This window comes from Shewanella sp. FeAMO, assembly GCF_053653955.1.
The window spans coordinates 1,862,285-1,879,396 of record NZ_CM132201.1; the positions used below are offsets into that span (position 1 = coordinate 1,862,285).

General features: G+C 55.3%; 11 protein-coding genes. 7 read left to right on the forward strand and 4 right to left on the reverse strand.

The annotated features are described in order from the left end of the window. Window positions 1-124: 124 nt before the first annotated feature. The 3 genes from ACWAU4_RS08420 (at window position 125) to ACWAU4_RS08430 (ending at window position 4,797) form a co-directional block, all read left to right on the forward strand. Window positions 125-2,332, forward strand: coding sequence for a heavy metal translocating P-type ATPase (locus tag ACWAU4_RS08420; protein ID WP_260851817.1), 2,208 nt, complete (start codon window positions 125-127; stop codon window positions 2,330-2,332). A gap of 281 nt (window positions 2,333-2,613) precedes the next feature. Continuing rightward, on the forward strand, window positions 2,614-3,000 hold the full coding sequence (locus ACWAU4_RS08425; RefSeq protein ID WP_096141344.1) for a hypothetical protein: 387 nt from the start codon (window positions 2,614-2,616) through the stop codon (window positions 2,998-3,000). A 204-nt stretch (window positions 3,001-3,204) separates the two neighbouring features. Beyond that, a complete protein-coding gene (locus ACWAU4_RS08430) occupies window positions 3,205-4,797 on the forward strand; it encodes an ABC-F family ATPase (RefSeq protein ID WP_025009796.1) in 1,593 nt (530 codons plus the stop codon). A gap of 98 nt (window positions 4,798-4,895) precedes the next feature. On the opposite strand, the gene ACWAU4_RS08435 is transcribed toward ACWAU4_RS08430, so the two are convergent. The 4 genes from ACWAU4_RS08435 to ACWAU4_RS08450 form a co-directional block, all read right to left on the reverse strand. Further along, complete coding sequence (locus ACWAU4_RS08435; RefSeq protein ID WP_208125734.1) at window positions 4,896-7,874, reverse strand: ricin-type beta-trefoil lectin domain protein; 2,979 nt, start codon at window positions 7,872-7,874, stop codon at window positions 4,896-4,898. A 408-nt stretch (window positions 7,875-8,282) separates the two neighbouring features. Next, a complete protein-coding gene (locus ACWAU4_RS08440; protein ID WP_107004562.1) occupies window positions 8,283-9,290 on the reverse strand; it encodes an ArsA family ATPase in 1,008 nt (335 codons plus the stop codon). 26 nt (window positions 9,291-9,316) lie between these two features. Next, window positions 9,317-9,589, reverse strand: coding sequence for a cory-CC-star protein (locus ACWAU4_RS08445; RefSeq protein WP_025886589.1), 273 nt, complete (start codon window positions 9,587-9,589; stop codon window positions 9,317-9,319). Then, on the reverse strand, window positions 9,589-11,268 hold the full coding sequence (locus ACWAU4_RS08450; protein WP_025886591.1) for a carbon starvation CstA family protein: 1,680 nt from the start codon (window positions 11,266-11,268) through the stop codon (window positions 9,589-9,591). Before ACWAU4_RS08450 ends, ACWAU4_RS08445 begins: the two co-directional genes overlap by 1 nt. Before the next feature lie 397 nt (window positions 11,269-11,665). Here ACWAU4_RS08450 and ACWAU4_RS08455 point away from each other — a divergent pair, with 397 nt between their 5' ends. The 4 genes from ACWAU4_RS08455 (at window position 11,666) to betA (ending at window position 17,028) form a co-directional block, all read left to right on the forward strand. Continuing rightward, entirely contained in the window at window positions 11,666-12,640 is a 975-nt protein-coding gene (locus ACWAU4_RS08455) for a nucleoside hydrolase (RefSeq protein WP_101059103.1), read from the forward strand. A gap of 636 nt (window positions 12,641-13,276) precedes the next feature. Then, window positions 13,277-13,873, forward strand: a complete 597-nt coding sequence (betI, locus tag ACWAU4_RS08460) for a transcriptional regulator BetI (RefSeq protein ID WP_025886595.1) — start codon at window positions 13,277-13,279, stop codon at window positions 13,871-13,873. Then, a complete protein-coding gene (gene betB, locus ACWAU4_RS08465) occupies window positions 13,873-15,333 on the forward strand; it encodes a betaine-aldehyde dehydrogenase (protein WP_101059104.1) in 1,461 nt (486 codons plus the stop codon). Before betI ends, betB begins: the two co-directional genes overlap by 1 nt. Before the next feature lie 9 nt (window positions 15,334-15,342). Beyond that, window positions 15,343-17,028, forward strand: coding sequence for a choline dehydrogenase (gene betA / locus ACWAU4_RS08470; protein ID WP_101059105.1), 1,686 nt, complete (start codon window positions 15,343-15,345; stop codon window positions 17,026-17,028). Window positions 17,029-17,112 lie beyond the last annotated feature (84 nt).

The window sequence follows — 17,112 nt, forward strand, 5'->3', positions numbered from 1 at the left end:
AGAAGCTCAGGCTGACACTTTGAAACCGGCAGTGGCCGCAACTACAACTGAAGCTGAAACTGGCAAGCATGCCGATAAAGCTGTCAAGCACAAGGCCGCCACGGCTCACCCTGCCAACCCCACACTGCTGTTTGTGCCGGATATGAGCTGCGCCAGCTGCGTGGCCAAGATAGAAAAAGCCTTTGCCACCAAAGAGGTCGAGGCCAGAGTCAACTTGGCCGATAAGCAGGTGAGCGTGGCCGCAGGTTTGCCAGTGGCTGAAGCCGTTGCGCTGCTGCTCTCAGCCGGGTATCGCGCCGAGCCGATAACCGACGCCGCCAGTGCCATGGCCGACAAGGCCGAGCATGATGCCAGGGAATATCGCACCCGGATCAGACAGGCCATCGCCGGTCTCGGGCTGGGGATCCCCTTGATGATCTGGGGTCTGGCCGGTGGTGACATGATGATCCACGATAGCCAAAGCCAACTTATCTGGGGCGCCATGGGGCTGTTGACCTTGTTGCTGCTGGTCACCACCGGGGGGCACTTCTTCAGTGGTATGTGGCGCTCACTCAAGGCCAAGAGTGCCAACATGGATACGCTGATTGCCCTGGGTACGGGCACAGCGTGGCTTTACTCCATGCTGGTGGTGCTTATTCCCGGCTTTTTCCCCGACGGCACCCGTCATGTGTACTTTGAGGCCAGTGTGATGATCCTCGGCTTGATTAACCTTGGGCATGCATTGGAGCTGAGAGCCCGCGGCAAGACCAGTGAAGCGGTGCAGAAGCTTATTGGCCTGCAGAGCAATACGGCCATCAAGATCACCGAAAACGGCGATGAAACCGTGGCCATAGCAACGCTGGTGGTGGGCGACAAGCTGAGACTGCGCCCGGGTGACAGAGTGGCGCTCGACGGTGAAGTGCTTTCAGGCAGTTCGCTGCTCGATGAGTCCATGCTCACAGGCGAACCCATTCCCGTGGCTAAATCCGTGGGCGACAGTCTGAGCGCCGGCACAGTCAATGGAAACGGCAGCCTTATTTACCAAGTTACTGCCGGGCCTGCCGATACCCGCCTGGCGAAGATTATCGCCCTGGTTCAGGAGGCCCAGACCTCCAAGATGCCCATAGGGCGATTGACAGACAAGATAGCTGCCGTGTTTGTGCCTGTGGTGGTGGTGATTGCGCTGCTGGCGGCCATCATCTGGTATTTTGTCGGCCCTGAGCCCGCGTTGTCCCATGCGCTGGTGGTGCTGACCAGTGTACTGATTATCGCCTGTCCCTGCGCCTTGGGGCTGGCGACGCCTATGTCCATCATGGTATCTGTCGGCCGCGCCGCTTCCATGGGGGTGTTGGTGAAAAACGGTGAGGCGCTGCAAACCGCCAGCAAGGTCAGCTGTGTGGTGCTGGATAAGACCGGCACCATCACAGAAGGTAAGCCCGCCGTCACCCAGGTGGATATTTTTGATGATGCCTTTGATGAGCGCGAGCTACTGCGCGCCGTGGCCAGCCTTGAACAACACTCGGGCCACCCATTGGCGGCGGCGCTGCTGGATGCCGCCAAAGCCAAAGAGGTTGTACTGAGTGAGCCGCAGGGGTTTGACTATCGCCAGGGGCAAGGTCTGCTGGGGCAGTTTGAAGGCCGACAGTGGGCGGTCGGTAACAGCAAGCTAATGGACGCACTGGGCATTAGGCTGACCGAGACGCACCAGGCAAGACTGGAGCAGGGGGCGGCGCTTGGACACACCCAGGTGCTGGTGGCCCGAGATCATCAGCTGCTGGCGTTGGTGGGGATAAGTGACCCAATCAAAGCCGATGCCAAAGAAGCCATGGCCGCGCTCAAGACCCAGGGTAAACGCTTGGTATTGCTCAGTGGTGATAACCAGGCCACCGCCGAAGCGGTGGCGCGTCAGGTGGGGATTGAGGAAGTCATCGCCGGGGTGTTGCCGGATGAAAAGCAATCCTGGGTCAATAAGTTTCAAGCACAGGGTGAAGTGGTGGCCATGGTCGGTGATGGGATCAATGACGCCCCGGCGCTGATGGCCGCCGATGTCGGCATTGCCATGGGCTCAGGCACAGAGATTGCCATAGAGAGCGCCGACCTGACCTTGCTTAACCCAAGGCTGGGCAGCTTGGCCGGGGCATTTGCCCTGTCGCGGGCGACGCTTGGCAACATCAAGCAGAACCTGTTCGGCGCCTTTATCTACAACACTCTGGGGATCCCTATTGCCGCCGGGGTGCTGTACCCGCTGACAGGAATATTGCTGAGCCCTGTGGTGGCCGGCGCGGCAATGGCGCTGTCTTCACTGACTGTGGTGACCAATGCCAACCGCTTGCGGCGTAAGTCTTTGGATTAAGCTCTTTCAGCGTTCGAGCCGGGGGAATTGCCCCGGCTTTTTATTGTTTTCTTGTTTTATCGCCTTGTTTTTCCTGTTTAAATAAGGGGTTTGCCTTTGCTCAGCACCAATGCCTGCCGAAAAAGACAGTCGGCGGTCACGGCCTGAGCCCTTAGCCTGTCAAAGCCTTTAGTCTATAAGAGCCTTTGGTCAATATAAGCTTGGGGCTGGATATCGCTGACCGAGCGAGTCACAGCAAGGGCAACAGGGAATGAGAAACGAAATGGGAAAGGAGTAGGAAAATGCAATCCAGAAAATTAACCGCGGCAGCTAAGCTGAGTCTGCTAGGCGGTGTCTTGCTGCTGAGCGCCATCTCTGTGCCTGCTCAGGCGGGCTGCGGCGAGAAAACCACTGAGTGCATAGTGATCAAGGGTGACAGCCAAAAGACCCTGGAGTGTGAAATCATGGTTTGTGCCAATGTGCACTCATTTCTCAGTCGCTGGCAGTTGGCCGATGGCACCACGCTGAGCACGGATTACACCGAGGACAGCGAGAGCATCACTATCAATGGTGAGCCGGGATATGCCTTGCCTGCGGATATTTTGCGCGCTGAACTTGGCTGTTACAGCACTTTTGCAACAAACAAGGCGGAAACTACCTTGGTGTGTGGCCGCGATCTGGATTTTTAATCTGCTTGCAGAAGATTTTTAAAGTCTTTTATAAACATATGGTTGCACTATTTTATCTCGCTGGCTGCCCGCGAGTTTGGTTGATAATTCACGCAGGAATGTTATAGTGCCCGGCTTTATTTACCCGGCCAATCACAGGCCTTGGGCTCTTGGACGCGGCTTTACATGGCCCGGTCCCGCATCTGGATATTTTGGAATCATACAGTGATAACGACAGCTAACATCACCATGCAGTTTGGCGCCAAGCCGCTGTTTGAAAACATCTCGGTTAAATTCGGCGAAGGCAACAGATACGGCCTTATCGGCGCCAATGGCTGCGGTAAGTCTACCTTTATGAAGATCCTTTCCGGTGAGTTGGAGCCAACCTCGGGTAATGTGTCGCTGGATCCCAACGAGCGTCTGGGTAAGCTGAACCAGGATCAGTTCGCCTATGAAGAGCACAGCGTTATCGATACAGTGATCATGGGCCACAAAGAGCTGTGGGCGGTGAAGCAGGAGCGCGATCGCATCTACTCCTTACCGGAAATGAGCGAAGAAGATGGCATTAAAGTGGCCGATCTTGAGATGCAGTTTGCCGAAATGGACGGTTATACCGCAGAAAGCCGCGCCGGTGAGCTGCTGCTCGGGGTGGGTATTCCGCTGGAACAACATTTTGGCCCCATGAGTGAAGTGGCACCGGGTTGGAAACTCAGGGTGCTGCTGGCACAGGCCTTGTTCTCTGATCCCGATGTGTTGCTGCTCGACGAACCGACCAACAACTTGGATATCGATACCATTCGCTGGCTGCAGGAGATGCTTAACCAGCGTAACAGCACCATGATCATCATTTCCCACGACAGATACTTCCTCAACTCTGTCTGTACCCATATGGCGGATCTGGACTATGGTGAGCTGCGGGTCTATCCGGGCAACTATGATGAATATATGACAGCCGCCTCTCAGGCCCGCGAGCGCCTGGTGGCTGAAAACGCCAAGAAGAAGGCACAGATTGCCGAGCTGCAAACCTTCGTGGCGCGCTTCTCTGCCAACGCTTCCAAGGCCAAACAGGCCACATCCCGTGCCCGTCAAATCGACAAGATCAAGCTGGATGAGATCAAGGCTTCCAGCCGGGTTAACCCCTACATTCGTTTCGAGCAGGAGAAGAAACTGTTCCGTAACGCTTTGATTGTTGAGAATATGAGCAATGGTTACGATGAGCTGCTGTTCAAGGATGTGAACTTTATCGCCGAAGTGGGCGAGCGTATCGCGATTCTGGGTGAAAACGGCGTGGGTAAGACCACCTTGCTGCGTACTCTGATCCACGAGTTGCCACAAAAGAGCGGTACCATTCAGTGGTCTGAAAACCATCGTATCGGCTACTACGCCCAGGATCATGCCAGCGACTTTGAAAATGATATGAACCTGTTCGACTGGATGGGTCAGTGGCGTCTGGAAGGCGATGACGATCAGGCGGTGCGTTCAGTGCTGGGCCGTATGCTGTTCAGCGCCGACGACATCAAGAAATCTGTCAAGGTACTGTCCGGTGGTGAGCAGGGGCGTATGCTGTTTGGCAAGCTGATGCTGCAAAAGCCCAATATTCTGGTGATGGACGAACCAACCAACCACCTGGATATGGAATCGATTGAGTCGTTGAACAACGCCCTCGAGCTCTATGAAGGCACCTTGCTGTTTGTCAGCCATGACCGCGCCTTCGTTTCATCTCTGGCCAACCGTATCATAGAGATAAGCGCTGATGGCGTGAGCGACTTCAAGGGCACTTATGATGAGTTCCTGGCCAGCAAAGGCATTGAAGCCTAAGTCTTTTATGGCGAGCTTGGTTTAACACCAAGTAAAAAAAATCACAATAAACAAGGCCGGTTCATTGAACCGGCCTTGCTGTTTTTTAAGGGCTTGGATCAGAGGCTGGACTTCCACTTCTGATTACTGTCGCCATGGTGGTGGTAGAGGATCAGAGCCGCGCCGGCTTGTTCTCCCGAGGCATCAAGCACCTGATTGGGTGCCATTCGGCTTGAGAACACGCTGCCGTCTTTATCGAATGCCTGAGCCGGATTGGAAGCATCGCAGGGCGCCAGTGCCAACTGGCTATGATCCTGGGTATTGCCACCCGGAATGTGCAGGCACAGTCCCGCGTCACCAGCCAGTTTGATACTGCCTTTTATCGGATCGAAGTACCATTTTTGCCCCTGACGGTTGCTGCAGTTGTCCAGGTTCACCAGGCTGCCGCTTTGGGCCTGTTCGGGAGCGCTGATACATAGCCCGGTACGTTTATCCCGCAAACTGACCCAGCGGTGAATAGTCATCTCAGGCCTGAGCAACCATTGCTGGTTGGCGCCGCCATGAAATTGCCATTGACCCACTTGGGCATCGTTGCCACGGCCATAGGCGTCGGCCACTATATTGGCGTCATGGGCACTGCGAATAAAGCGGCCGTCATAATCCCAACGCAGATTGTCGCTGTCGACACACTCCCATACCACGATTTCGCCTTCATTGTAGGCCTGACCGCGATTGTCCAAACACAAGGATGGATTGGCTTTGTTGCTGAACATGCGTTTGTCGGCATCAAAGCTCCAGCGTTGATCCCAGGCGTCGCGTTCACAATCATAGAGGATCACATCTGTGCCATTGACCATATCGCTGCCATTACCCGGAATATCCATACACTTGTCCGAGGCGCGGTTGACTATCCGCACATAGGTCGGCAGTGGATTGATATAGGCTTCATCCCTGTGGGCTTCTGCGCGCTCCCACATCTGCAGATAGGCTTCGGCCGAGTTCATCAAGGCTTCATAGGTACTGCCGCCAAGCTGCTCGCGCACATCCTGCAGATGATCAGCCAGCATACCGTAATGGGCCATGCCATCCTGATTGAAGTCAAATACACGATTCCCCGATACCTGACGCTCAAACTGGATACCGAACTCACTGACGAAGGGGTAGTGCAGTGGATTAGTGGCCGCATCGTCTCTGGGACCGGCCTGAGCGCCGAGGCCACTCATATCGGTTCCCAGGCCGACACCCGGCAGAAAAGGAGTATCGGCTATCAACTGCAGGTATCTATCAATACTGCCTCCAAGATGGTTGGCGTTACTGTTGTAGGGCGCCATAAAACCGCCGACCTTGGCCAGGCGCAGGGTGTTGGGGTGCAGTCTGCCTTGGGTGCCATCAGTCATCCAGCTGTGGCTGGTGATCACCCCGCCATATTGGCGCTGCTCGACAATATCCATCACACTGGTGGCGGTTTGTGCCGACATATGATCCAATTCTATCAACATTCCCATATCTATCATGCGGTTAACCAGGTAGACGCCTTTTTCGGACAAGCCATGCTTGTTGCAGTGCAGCATGTTCTCGTCGTACTGGGGATTGAGACCCACGGCATTGAGAATATCCTTGAGCACTGGGATTTCGCCCAAAATGGGGAAACCGGACTTGAATGGTCTGCCCTGGGTGTCGGCGTCGCAGGCCTGGGTTTCAAAGAAATGGCCCGTCGCCAAGACTTCACCGATATTGATAAAGCCGTCTTCCACCACTGAGCCGCCCAGTTGGTTATCGAACTTGTGGGTCGGGAACAGGATTCTCACCCCCTTGGCATAAACTTGCTGCAGTTGCTCTTCAATCTGGCGGCGGTTGCAATCATCCTTGATACCGCAGTTGAACAGCTCTGAGGCCTCTATGCCCATCAGCACCGCCAGCTTGCCGTCGGCAATGACCTCGCGAGCCTCTTGAGGCGAGGACACCAGGCGGAAGAAGCCTTTGCCGGGGCCGCCGGACTGCACATCAATATACTCCTGCATTTGCTTGAGACGGTTAATCTGCAACTGAATGCTGTTCATGGTGTTACAGTCGTTGGGGTTGACCCAACTGGCGGGATTGATGGTTTTCTGGGCGTTGCACAACACCTCGTTTTCCACCAGATGGGTGACCATCAGGCGCAAACCGCCTAGCCAGGCGCGCTCAATCCACTTGTAGTAGTAACCTGAGTGGGTCATCTGCTCGTGATTGGGCCACCAGGGGAAGTCCGGCCAGCCTCGGGTGTCATAGCGGAAGTTGGCGTCGTTGAAGGAGTAGAGATTGCCGATGAGATCCAGTGAGCCATTCGGCCCATGGATCACCGCACTGTCGTTCAACGCCTGGGTCACCCCCCAGCGGTGGAACGGCTTGCCATGCATCATCTTGCCGCCCATAAACTCATACGAGGTGATATGGGTGTGGGCATCGACCAGACCCCGCACCGGCAGTGAAGCATCGCCTTTCAGGGCGGAGAAATCACCACTGGCATTGACTTCAACCTCGGGAAACGCGCTGCAGGCGTCACTGGCAACCAGCTTGAAGCTTGCCTCTGAAGTGTTGTTTCCAGGGTTGAGCAGATCGAAGAAATACAAGCCTCCGCCGCTGTAGTTGTGCCTGAGTCCCAGATTGAGGCCCACGGCGTGAAAGCGATAACTGAATTCACCGGATGGTGCTGTTTCGGCGTCAACCCGCCACTCGGCAAATTCCCCCGGGTAACGACCGGCGCTGACTTCGGCCGGCAGATGGCTGGCAAAGAAGCGGCCATCTGCGTCTGTCATCATAAAATGACCGCGGCGACTGGGTTTGAAGTAAAACGCACTGGCCTCGGCCTGGCTGATATTATCGAAACGATAACTCAGACCATCATCCACAGTGCCTCCCTGATGGAAGCGATGCAGATACTGGCCATTGGTTGGCGATTGAATAATAAAACATTGCTGCGCCAGGCTGTCGACCGCCTGGGTGGTTTGCGTTTCAGCTGCAGCTAGGGGTAGGGTTCCCAGCGTAAACAGGCCGGGGATCAGGGCAGAGAACAGACTTTTGGCACTGGGCCAATCTCCATGTCCGATTAGCTTTTTCATAGGTTAGTCCACGAAGTTGCTGGTTAATGTTGGTTTATTTCGCAACTGCTAAACTTCTGCACCCTCATGTATATGGCTAACACTGGTTTTAATCAAGCGATTGTTTAAATTTTGTTAACTTTGAGGTTGGTGATCTTGGTAACAGGCAACGTTGAGATGTAGAGACTGCTGCGTCACTGCGCCTTCTTGATTTGAGTTGATTGTTTTTTATATGTTTAAATTCAAAGCCTTGTGAAGTTTTCTGGTGATTGGTTTTATAGGCTTCGGCGTCTCTTATGCTGCGGATTTGGCTGTGTCAAAGGTATACCTTCTGATATCAGTAGCCCCTTGCCGGAGCTCGCGATTGGGTGCAGGTGTTGTCTGCGTTTGGTGAAATAGGCCAAACGATTGAAGGGAAATTGGCTGAATTTACAGCCCGGCTTTGGCCAGTTCTGTCGCCATCTGTTCAAGACCGTTCAGGCCCTGGATATCGGTTTCCTTGAGGGGCAGTCGAAAGCGGGGCAGCTTGCTAAAGTTTACGTCTATCTCTTCGAGGTGTACGGCTTCCTGCTGGCGGCGTTTGGCAAGAAAACTGCCGTCGGCCTCGGGTGGCAGCAGTCGATTGACCACCAAACCTGCCAACGGTAACTGCTCGGCCTGCAGGCTGGCTACGGCGCGGCAGGTTTCCAGAATAGGCAGCTTCTCTGCGGTCAGGACAAACAGCAGCCCTGTTTGCTGCGGATCTTTAATCAGCTCACGGGTGCGCTGCAGCAGCCGTTGGCGGGCCAACAGGGTTTCGGCTATGGCCTTGTTGCGCGGTGCCATTCCTGCGGTGGCGTGCTCGGCCGGATCGTCGAAGGGGTTATCGACATCACGCCCCCGCCCGGGTGTCAGGTGCGACAGCATGGCGCCGAGCTTTTCTGATTTCTGATTGGCGCTCAGCATACCTTGGGTCCAGGCGGCCATCGCCTCAGGCAGGCTCAGCAGCCTAAGGGTATGGCCGGTGGGCGCGGTATCGAAAATAATCAGATCGTATTCACCGAGGCCGCTTTCCAGGGTCTTGGCAATCCGCTCCAGCAAGGCGGCTTCCTGGGCACCGGGAGACTGTCGGGTGAGGCGCATCTGCCGCTCGATTTCAGCGAACATCTCCGGGCGGGTAAAACTCTTCAACTGTTGGCTGACACGGTCGAGATGTTGGCGCACTTCCTCATCCGGGTCGATTTCCAGGGCATCCAGATTCGGTGCCAGCCGGGTGCAGTGATCGCCTATCTGCTTGGCAAAGGCATCGCTCAGGCTGTGGGCCGGATCTGTGGACACCAGCAGGACTTTCTTGCCGCGCCCGGCCGCCAACAGGGCCAGTGAGGAGGAGACAGTGGTCTTGCCGACACCGCCTTTGCCACCCACCCACAGAATACGTTTGTCGGTCAGCTGTGCCATAGCCCGTCCTTAATTAACATCTTGTTTCAACAGCATCTGAACTGATCCAGCGGTGAGTGGGGCATACCCATACGCAGGTGCCAGTCATGGAACTTTTCCAGCATCAAGGGCTGCAGCTCCAGAGTGTAGTAACTGGCCGGGTTGGGTACCCCCATCATTTCGGAGAAGATCAGCAGCATAAAAAGATCGTCCTGCTCCCTGCGGGCGCGGGCGACTGCCGAGCGAAAAGGGGCGTTATACGCCTCTTCCGCCAGGTAGCTCAGGTCTTTGACCAATGCCTTGATCTTCGCCAGCTTCATCAGTCGTTCTCCGCCGCAGTTTTACGCGCCTTGAGCGAACGGCTCAGCGTGGCACTGCACTCCAGTGAAATCACTATGGCGGCGATCAGTACCACCAAGTCCAGAGTGAACAGGAACCAATCCTGTTTGTCGTAGAAGCCCTTGAGCTGAATAAGCAGGCCCATGGTGGTCATCACCAGCAGAAAGATAAGCGGAGCCAGGGTATACCACATGGGGCGACCCAGTTTCACCAGCATCACTGTGATTACCAACAATGTCAGGCCAGCCAGTAACTGGTTGGTGGTGCCAAACAGCGGCCAGATCAGCATGCCACCCGAGCCGTCACCGCCGGCGCCGAAGGCCAGCAGCAAGCAGGTGCCCACGGCCAGCAGAGTGGCGACGGCGCCATTTTGCATCCAGTTGAGGTTATAGATGCTGCCCCATTCCTGGAAGATGTAACGCTGCAGCCGCAAGCCTGTGTCCATGGTGGTACCGGCAAACAGCACCACCATTACCGTCAGTAGGGTTTGCGCCATGGTTTCGTCCATGCCTATCCCGGATTCGAGGATATTGGCGCCGCCCTTGATAAAGGCGCTGACGCCCCCTTGACCAAAGGCGTGATAGATAGCCTGCCAGTCGGCCAGGGTCGCAAAACCCGCTGTGGCGGCTATGATGGCCGCCAGTGCCAGAGAGCCTTCGCCTATGGCGCCAAAGTAGCCGACAAAACGTACATCCGGCTCTTTATCCAGCTGTTTCGAGGTGGTTCCGCTGGATACCAGGCCGTGGAAGCCGGAAATCGCGCCGCAGGCAATGGTAACAAACAGCAGTGGCACTATGGATGGAGTGCCTTCGGGCACATCGGTATTAAAGGCCGGTGCCACTATATCAGGCGCGCCCAGAAGCACGGCGCCGTAAAGCAAGCCTAAGCCGATAAACAGCTGAATACCATTGATATAGTCCCGTGGTTGCAGCAGCATCCATACCGGCAGCAGCGAGGCGATGGCGGCATAAACAAACAGCAGGATGATCCAGCTTTGGTTATCCGACAGCGGCCCCAGGGTTTCCGGCAATGCCAGCGGCAAAGACGGGCCGATATAGATGAGCGCGTACAATGCTGCCACGCCGACAATGGACACCACCAAGAGGTTGATAAGACGGCGGTAGATGAGCTGGCCTATGATGAGTGCCACCACTATGGCGCCCCAAACCGGCAGGGTAGCGCTGGGAAAGTTGATCAACTGCTTGGCAATGACGACGGCAAACACGGCGTTAACCATGAGCAACACCAAGAATATCACCACCATAAAGATGCTGCGGGCCCGCTCGCCGATAACATCACCCGTGACCGCACCTATGGATTTGGCCTTGTTGCGGTTACTGGCCCAGATGGCGCCGGCATCGTGCACCCCGGCAAAGAAGATGGTGCCGAACACCACCCAGAGGAAGGCCGGCACCCAGCCCCAGATAACCGCAATAGCCGGGCCGATAATCGGTGCAGCTCCGGCCACAGAGGTAAAGTGGTGGCCCCAAAGCACATATTTATTGGTGGGCACATAGTCGATACCATCCTGCATCTCGTGTGCAGGAGTCACGAAGTTGGGATCGACTTTGAAGATTTTTTCGCAGATGAATTTTGAATAGACAAAATAGCCGGCCGCCATCGCGCCCAGGCCCATTAACATCAACAGCACAGCATTCATGGGACACCTCTTGTTGTTGTTTTGATGTATCGATGTTAATGGAAGGTGGTTGTGGCTGATATCAGACTAAAGTCCTATTCGCTCGCGACTATCAAGAACAGCATCTTTGCTGTAGGCATTTGTCAGAAAAGCAATAATTGCCTGCAATACCGCGGTGGTTCATGCCGCTTGATTGCGCGTTTCGCCGCTTTTATGGGCTGTAAAACTTATCCGGATGAGAGCCGAATATTGCAGTGATAGCCCTTAGGTGAACAGATACTGACCCCTGTGTCTCATTTCCTCGATAGGGCGCGGTATTATGGGGCGCACAGCGTGAGATTTAGCGCTAGAATGGGCCAGTGCCGCCGGCTTGCAGCGGCACAGATAATATCAATAACATCACAAAGGAAGCTGGATTGTGACGAAGAAAATTATCCTGGATACAGATCCCGGTATTGATGATGCAATGGCAATTCTGTTTGCCGAAGGGCATGCATCTGTGGATCTTATCGGTATCACCACAGTATTTGGCAACGCCACCATTGAAAACAGCACTCGCAATGCCCTTTACTTGAAACAGAAATACGGCATGAAGGCAGACGTATCCATGGGGGCGGATAAGCCGTTGTCGCGCCCTCCTGTCGGCCCTACCACCATAGTTCATGGTGATACCGGTTTTGGCGATCTGCAAGTCACCGCCGCCGATGTCAGCCTAAGCGCCGATCCCCGTCCGGCATGGCAGTATATCGTCGAGCAGCTCAAGGCGCAGCCGGGGGAGATCACTCTGGTGGCTGTTGGGCCTCTGACCAATCTGGCACTGGCGCTGCAGCATGAACCCGGGATCACCAAACTGGTTAAAGAAGTGGTGATCATGGGCGGGGCCTTTGGGGTTAACGGCCATCAGGGCAATGTCAGCCCGTTTGCCGAAGCCAATATCCATGACGATCCCGAGGCGGCCGATATCGTATTTACTGCCGACTGGCCCGTGGTGATTATCGGTCTGGATGTGACCCATGAGAGTTTCTTTACGCCCGAGTATCTGGATAAGCTGCGCGATGAAGCCGGTGAGCCGGGACGCTTTATTCACCAGATAAGCCGTTTCTATCTCGACTTTTACCAGCGTAGCCTGGGAATTTCCGGCTGCCATGTGCACGACCCCTCGGCGATTGCCTATGTGATAGATCCCAGCCTGTTTACCCTGAGAAAAGGGCCTGTGCGGGTGGTTTGCTCCGGGCCGGCCATTGGCCACACAATGCAGAAAACCTACGAGCGGCGCCATCCCCATGATGACTGGAGCGATATGCCGGCGCAAAGTGTTGGGGTAGGGGTGCGCAACGAGGCGCTGCTCGAACTGTATCGCAGCACCCTGATAGATTTCGGTCGTCGGTCATAGGTCTTGCTGCGGCAGTTATTTTTCTGCTCAGCCGATTTCATCTGATGCAAGAGTCCCTCGTAGGGACTCTTGTCTTGCGCTTTATCCGCCTTTTCACTTTATTCATCTATCAACATGGTTCAGCGTTAGTCGGTTTCCAGGTTCAGTATTCCTCTTGTTAATCATGACTCCTCTTTTTTGGTCATAACTCCTCATTCTAATCACTCTTTCTCATTGTCACCTTATTCTCTGCTTCCCCCTACTCATCGCCTTATCCTCAGCCCCAGTCTCAATCTCAGTGTCCGGCTTCCAAGCAGCAGGTTAGGTCCGGAGCGATAGGCGCATTTATCTGCGCTATCGGGTTAGAGAGTGAGTCATAAGGTTTTATCTCAAATGATATCTGTTGTAACTATTTTGGCGGTAAACACTTGGGTCGTTCTGCAGTAATTTTTCGGTGAAAACCTCAGAAATAGCGAAGTTTTATCGGTAAATAGAAACTTTTTCAGATGAATTTCAAGCAACGTAAGCATTTGTTGCTGTGAGGTAAATCACTCTTTTGTGACTTGTGTGATCTGAAAACTCGGCTCCGGTCAGGTTGATAATTACAGTTCAAATCATTAGGCTTGTTTTTAACTGAACGGTCAATTAATAAAAAATATGCCCAAGATTGGAATGAAACCCGTGCGCCGCCAGCAACTGATCGATGCCACTATGGCCTCGGTGGCCGCCAATGGTTTACACAATACCACCATCAACAGCATCAGCCGCTTGGCCGGGTTGTCGTCGGGGATCATCAGCCATTATTTCGGTGGCAAGCAGGAGCTGATTGAAGCGACATTGCGGCATTTGCTGGAGCAACTGAAGCTGGCTTTGCTGGCGCAAACGGCAGAGCGGCAGCTTTCCCCCAAGGCACGGCTGCACGCCATAGTGGCGGCCAACTTCACCGAGTTTCAACGCTCGGGGGCGGCTACCCGTACCTGGCTTAATTTCTGGGCTCAGTCCATGCATGAGCCCGGGCTTGCCAGGTTGCAGCAGGTCAACAGTGCCAGACTGCAGAGTAACCTGGCCTTCTCTTTCAAACAGTTATTGCCCAGGGAGCAGGCGCTCAAGAGTGCCGAGCAGGTGGCCGCCATGATTGACGGTTTTTGGCTGCGCAGTGCTCTCAGTCCTGAGCCTGAGCAGGCGTTTGCTGCCGCAGAATCCTGGTGTATCGATTTCATTGACCAAAGTCTGGCCTATCACGGAGTACATTGATGACACAGCCTGTTTATCAGAATTTTATTGACGGTCGTTATATGGCCAACGCCTCGGGTGAATCCTTTGAGGTGATTAACCCTGGCACGGGCCAGGTGCAATACCGCGTTGAAGTGGCCGATGAGGCCATCAAACAGGCGGCCATTGCCAGTGCCAAACGCGGATTTGCCGCTTGGTCAGCCATGAGCGCCATGGCCCGCAGCCGGGTGCTGTTGAAGGCGGTGGCCCTGCTGCGGCAGCGCAACGATGAGCTGGCCAAAATCGAAGTGCTGGATACGGGTAAACCCTGGCAGGAGGCGTCTGTGGTGGACGTGGTCACAGGGGCCGATGCCATAGAATACTTCGCCGGCATAGTGGTGGGCCTGGAAGGCTGTCAGCAAAGTGTTGGCGATGATTTCTTCTATACCCGCCGTGAACCTCTGGGGATCTGTGCCGGTATCGGCGCCTGGAATTATCCTTTGCAGATTGCCTGTTGGAAGTCGGCGCCGGCGTTGGCCGCCGGTAACGCGATGATCTTCAAGCCGTCAGAGGAGACCCCGCTCGGCGCGCTGAAGCTGGCGGAAATCTTTATCGAAGCTGGTGTGCCCGCCGGGGTGTTCAATGTGGTGCAGGGCGCGGCCGAAGTAGGTCAATGGCTGACTCACAGTGAGGATATCGCCAAGGTGTCTTTTACCGGCGAAGTGGGCACAGGCAAGAAGGTGATGGCGGCAGCGGCCTCCAGTCTCAAGGATGTCACCATGGAACTGGGGGGCAAGTCCCCGCTGATCATCTTTGAAGACGCCGAGCTGGAAGATGCCGTCAGCGCCGCCATGCTGGGCAACTTTTATACCCAAGGAGAGGTTTGTACCAATGGTACCCGGGTCTATGTCGCCCGCAATCTTTACCCGGCCTTTATCGAACGTTTGCAGCAAAGGATGGCCAATATCAAGGCCGGCGATCCCATGGCGCCGGACACTAATTTCGGCGCCCTGATATCCCACGCGCACAGAGACAAGGTGCTCGGGTATATCGCCCTTGGGCAGGCTGAGGGGGCGAGGCTCCTTTGCGGTGGCAAGCCCTTGACGCCGGACTCGGCACCAGAGGGTTTCTTTGTTGAGCCGACCGTATTTGTCGACTGTGATGACAAGATGCGTATTTGCCGGGAAGAGATCTTCGGCCCTGTGATGTCTGTGTTGATTTTCGACGATGAAGAGGAAGTGATCCGCCGCGCCAACGATACGGCCCTTGGTCTGGCTGCTGCGGTATTTAGTCGCGATATTCGCCGCGCCCACAGGGTGATTCATAGGCTTCAGGCCGGGATTTGCTGGATCAATGCCTATGGCGCTTCACCCTCGGAGATGCCCGTCGGTGGCTACAAGCTTTCGGGAGTCGGCCGGGAGAACGGCAGTGAAACCCTCAAGGCCTATACCCAGACCAAATCGGTTTATGTCGGCATGCAGCCCCTGGAAAGTCCATTTTAAGGAGCTGTTATGAACCAGAATTTCGATTACATCATTGTCGGTGCCGGTAGCGCAGGGTGCGTGCTGGCCAACCGCCTGAGCGAAGATAAAAACAAACGGGTCTTGTTGCTGGAAACCGGCGGCAGCGATCGCAGCATTTTTATTCAGATGCCGACGGCGTTGTCCATTCCCATGAATACCCAAAAGTATGCCTGGCAGTTTGAAACCGAGCCTGAACCGGGGCTGGACAACCGGCGCATGCATTGTCCCAGGGGCAAGGTGCTCGGCGGTTCTTCATCCATCAACGGCATGGTCTACGTCCGCGGTCACGCCCATGACTTTGATGAGTGGCAAGCCAGTGGCGCCGAGGGCTGGAGCTACGCCGATTGCTTGCCCTATTTCAAAAAGGCCGAGACTTGGGCCTTTGGCGGTGACAAGTATCGAGGCGATAGAGGGCCCTTGGGGGTCAACAACGGCAACCGCATGGCTAATCCTCTGTATAAGGCCTTTGTTGATGCCGGTGTGCAAGCCGGTTACCTGGCCACGGATGATTACAACGGTGCCCAGCAGGAAGGCTTTGGCGCCATGCATATGACGGTGAAAAATGGTGTGCGCTGGTCTACGGCCAATGCCTATCTGCGTCCGGCCATGACACGGGATAATTTAAAAGTGGTGACCGGCGCCTTGGTGCACAAGGTATTGCTGCAGGACAAGGTGGCAACCGGGGTGCGCTATGAATGCGGCGGCAAGTTGCAGCAGGCCATGGTTTGCATGGGCGGTGAAGTGATCCTTTCAGCAGGTCCTGTGGGCTCGCCCCATCTGCTGCAGCTTTCCGGTATAGGTGCGCCCGAAGTCCTTAAAGAAGCCGGTATTGAGCTGGAGCATGCCTTGCCCGGGGTGGGGGAGAATCTTCAGGATCATCTGGAGTTCTATTTTCAGTTCCGTTGCACCCAGCCAGTTTCCCTCAACCGCAAACTGGATTGGTGGAACAAGTTCCTGATCGGCAGCCGCTGGTTCTTTACCAAGACGGGACTCGGGGCGACCAACCATTTTGAATCCTGCGGTTTTATCCGCTCCAAGGCGGGCCTGGCCGCACCGGATCTCCAGTATCACTTCCTGCCCGCCGCCATGCGTTATGACGGCCGGGAAGCCTTTGATGGCGATGGTTTTCAGGTGCATATCGGCCACAATAAGCCCAAGAGCCGGGGATGGGTCAGGGTACAGAGCAGCGATCCGCACCGGCATCCGCAGATACGTTTCAACTATTTGCAGCACCAGGATGATATCGAAGGCTTTCGCGCCTGTGTGCGCCTGACCCGGGAGATTATTCATCAGCCGGCATTCGATGGTTATCGCGGAGAAGAGATCCAGCCTGGTGCCAAGGTGGAAACCGATGAGCAGATCGATGCCTTTGTTCGTCGCTCGGTAGAGAGTGCTTATCATCCATCCTGTTCCTGCAAGATGGGCACAGATCCCATGGCCGTGGTGGACCCGCAAAACCGGGTGCATGGCATTGAAGGACTGAGAGTCGTGGACTCTTCCGTATTCCCCACCATTCCCAATGGCAACCTCAATGCACCGACCATAATGTTGGCAGAGAAGGCCGCCGATATTATCCGCGGCCGTGAAGCCTTACCGGCCTCTGATGCCACAGTTGTTCTGGCTGACAAGTGGCGAGCGCAGCAGCGCTGCCACGCACCCGAGCGGCCTAGCTGATCTTAAAATCCAAGGGGCCAGTCTGCAGTCGGCCCCTTAACCCCTGTCAATGCTGAAATCGGTGCAGCCAAGCCGAGGGCTTTT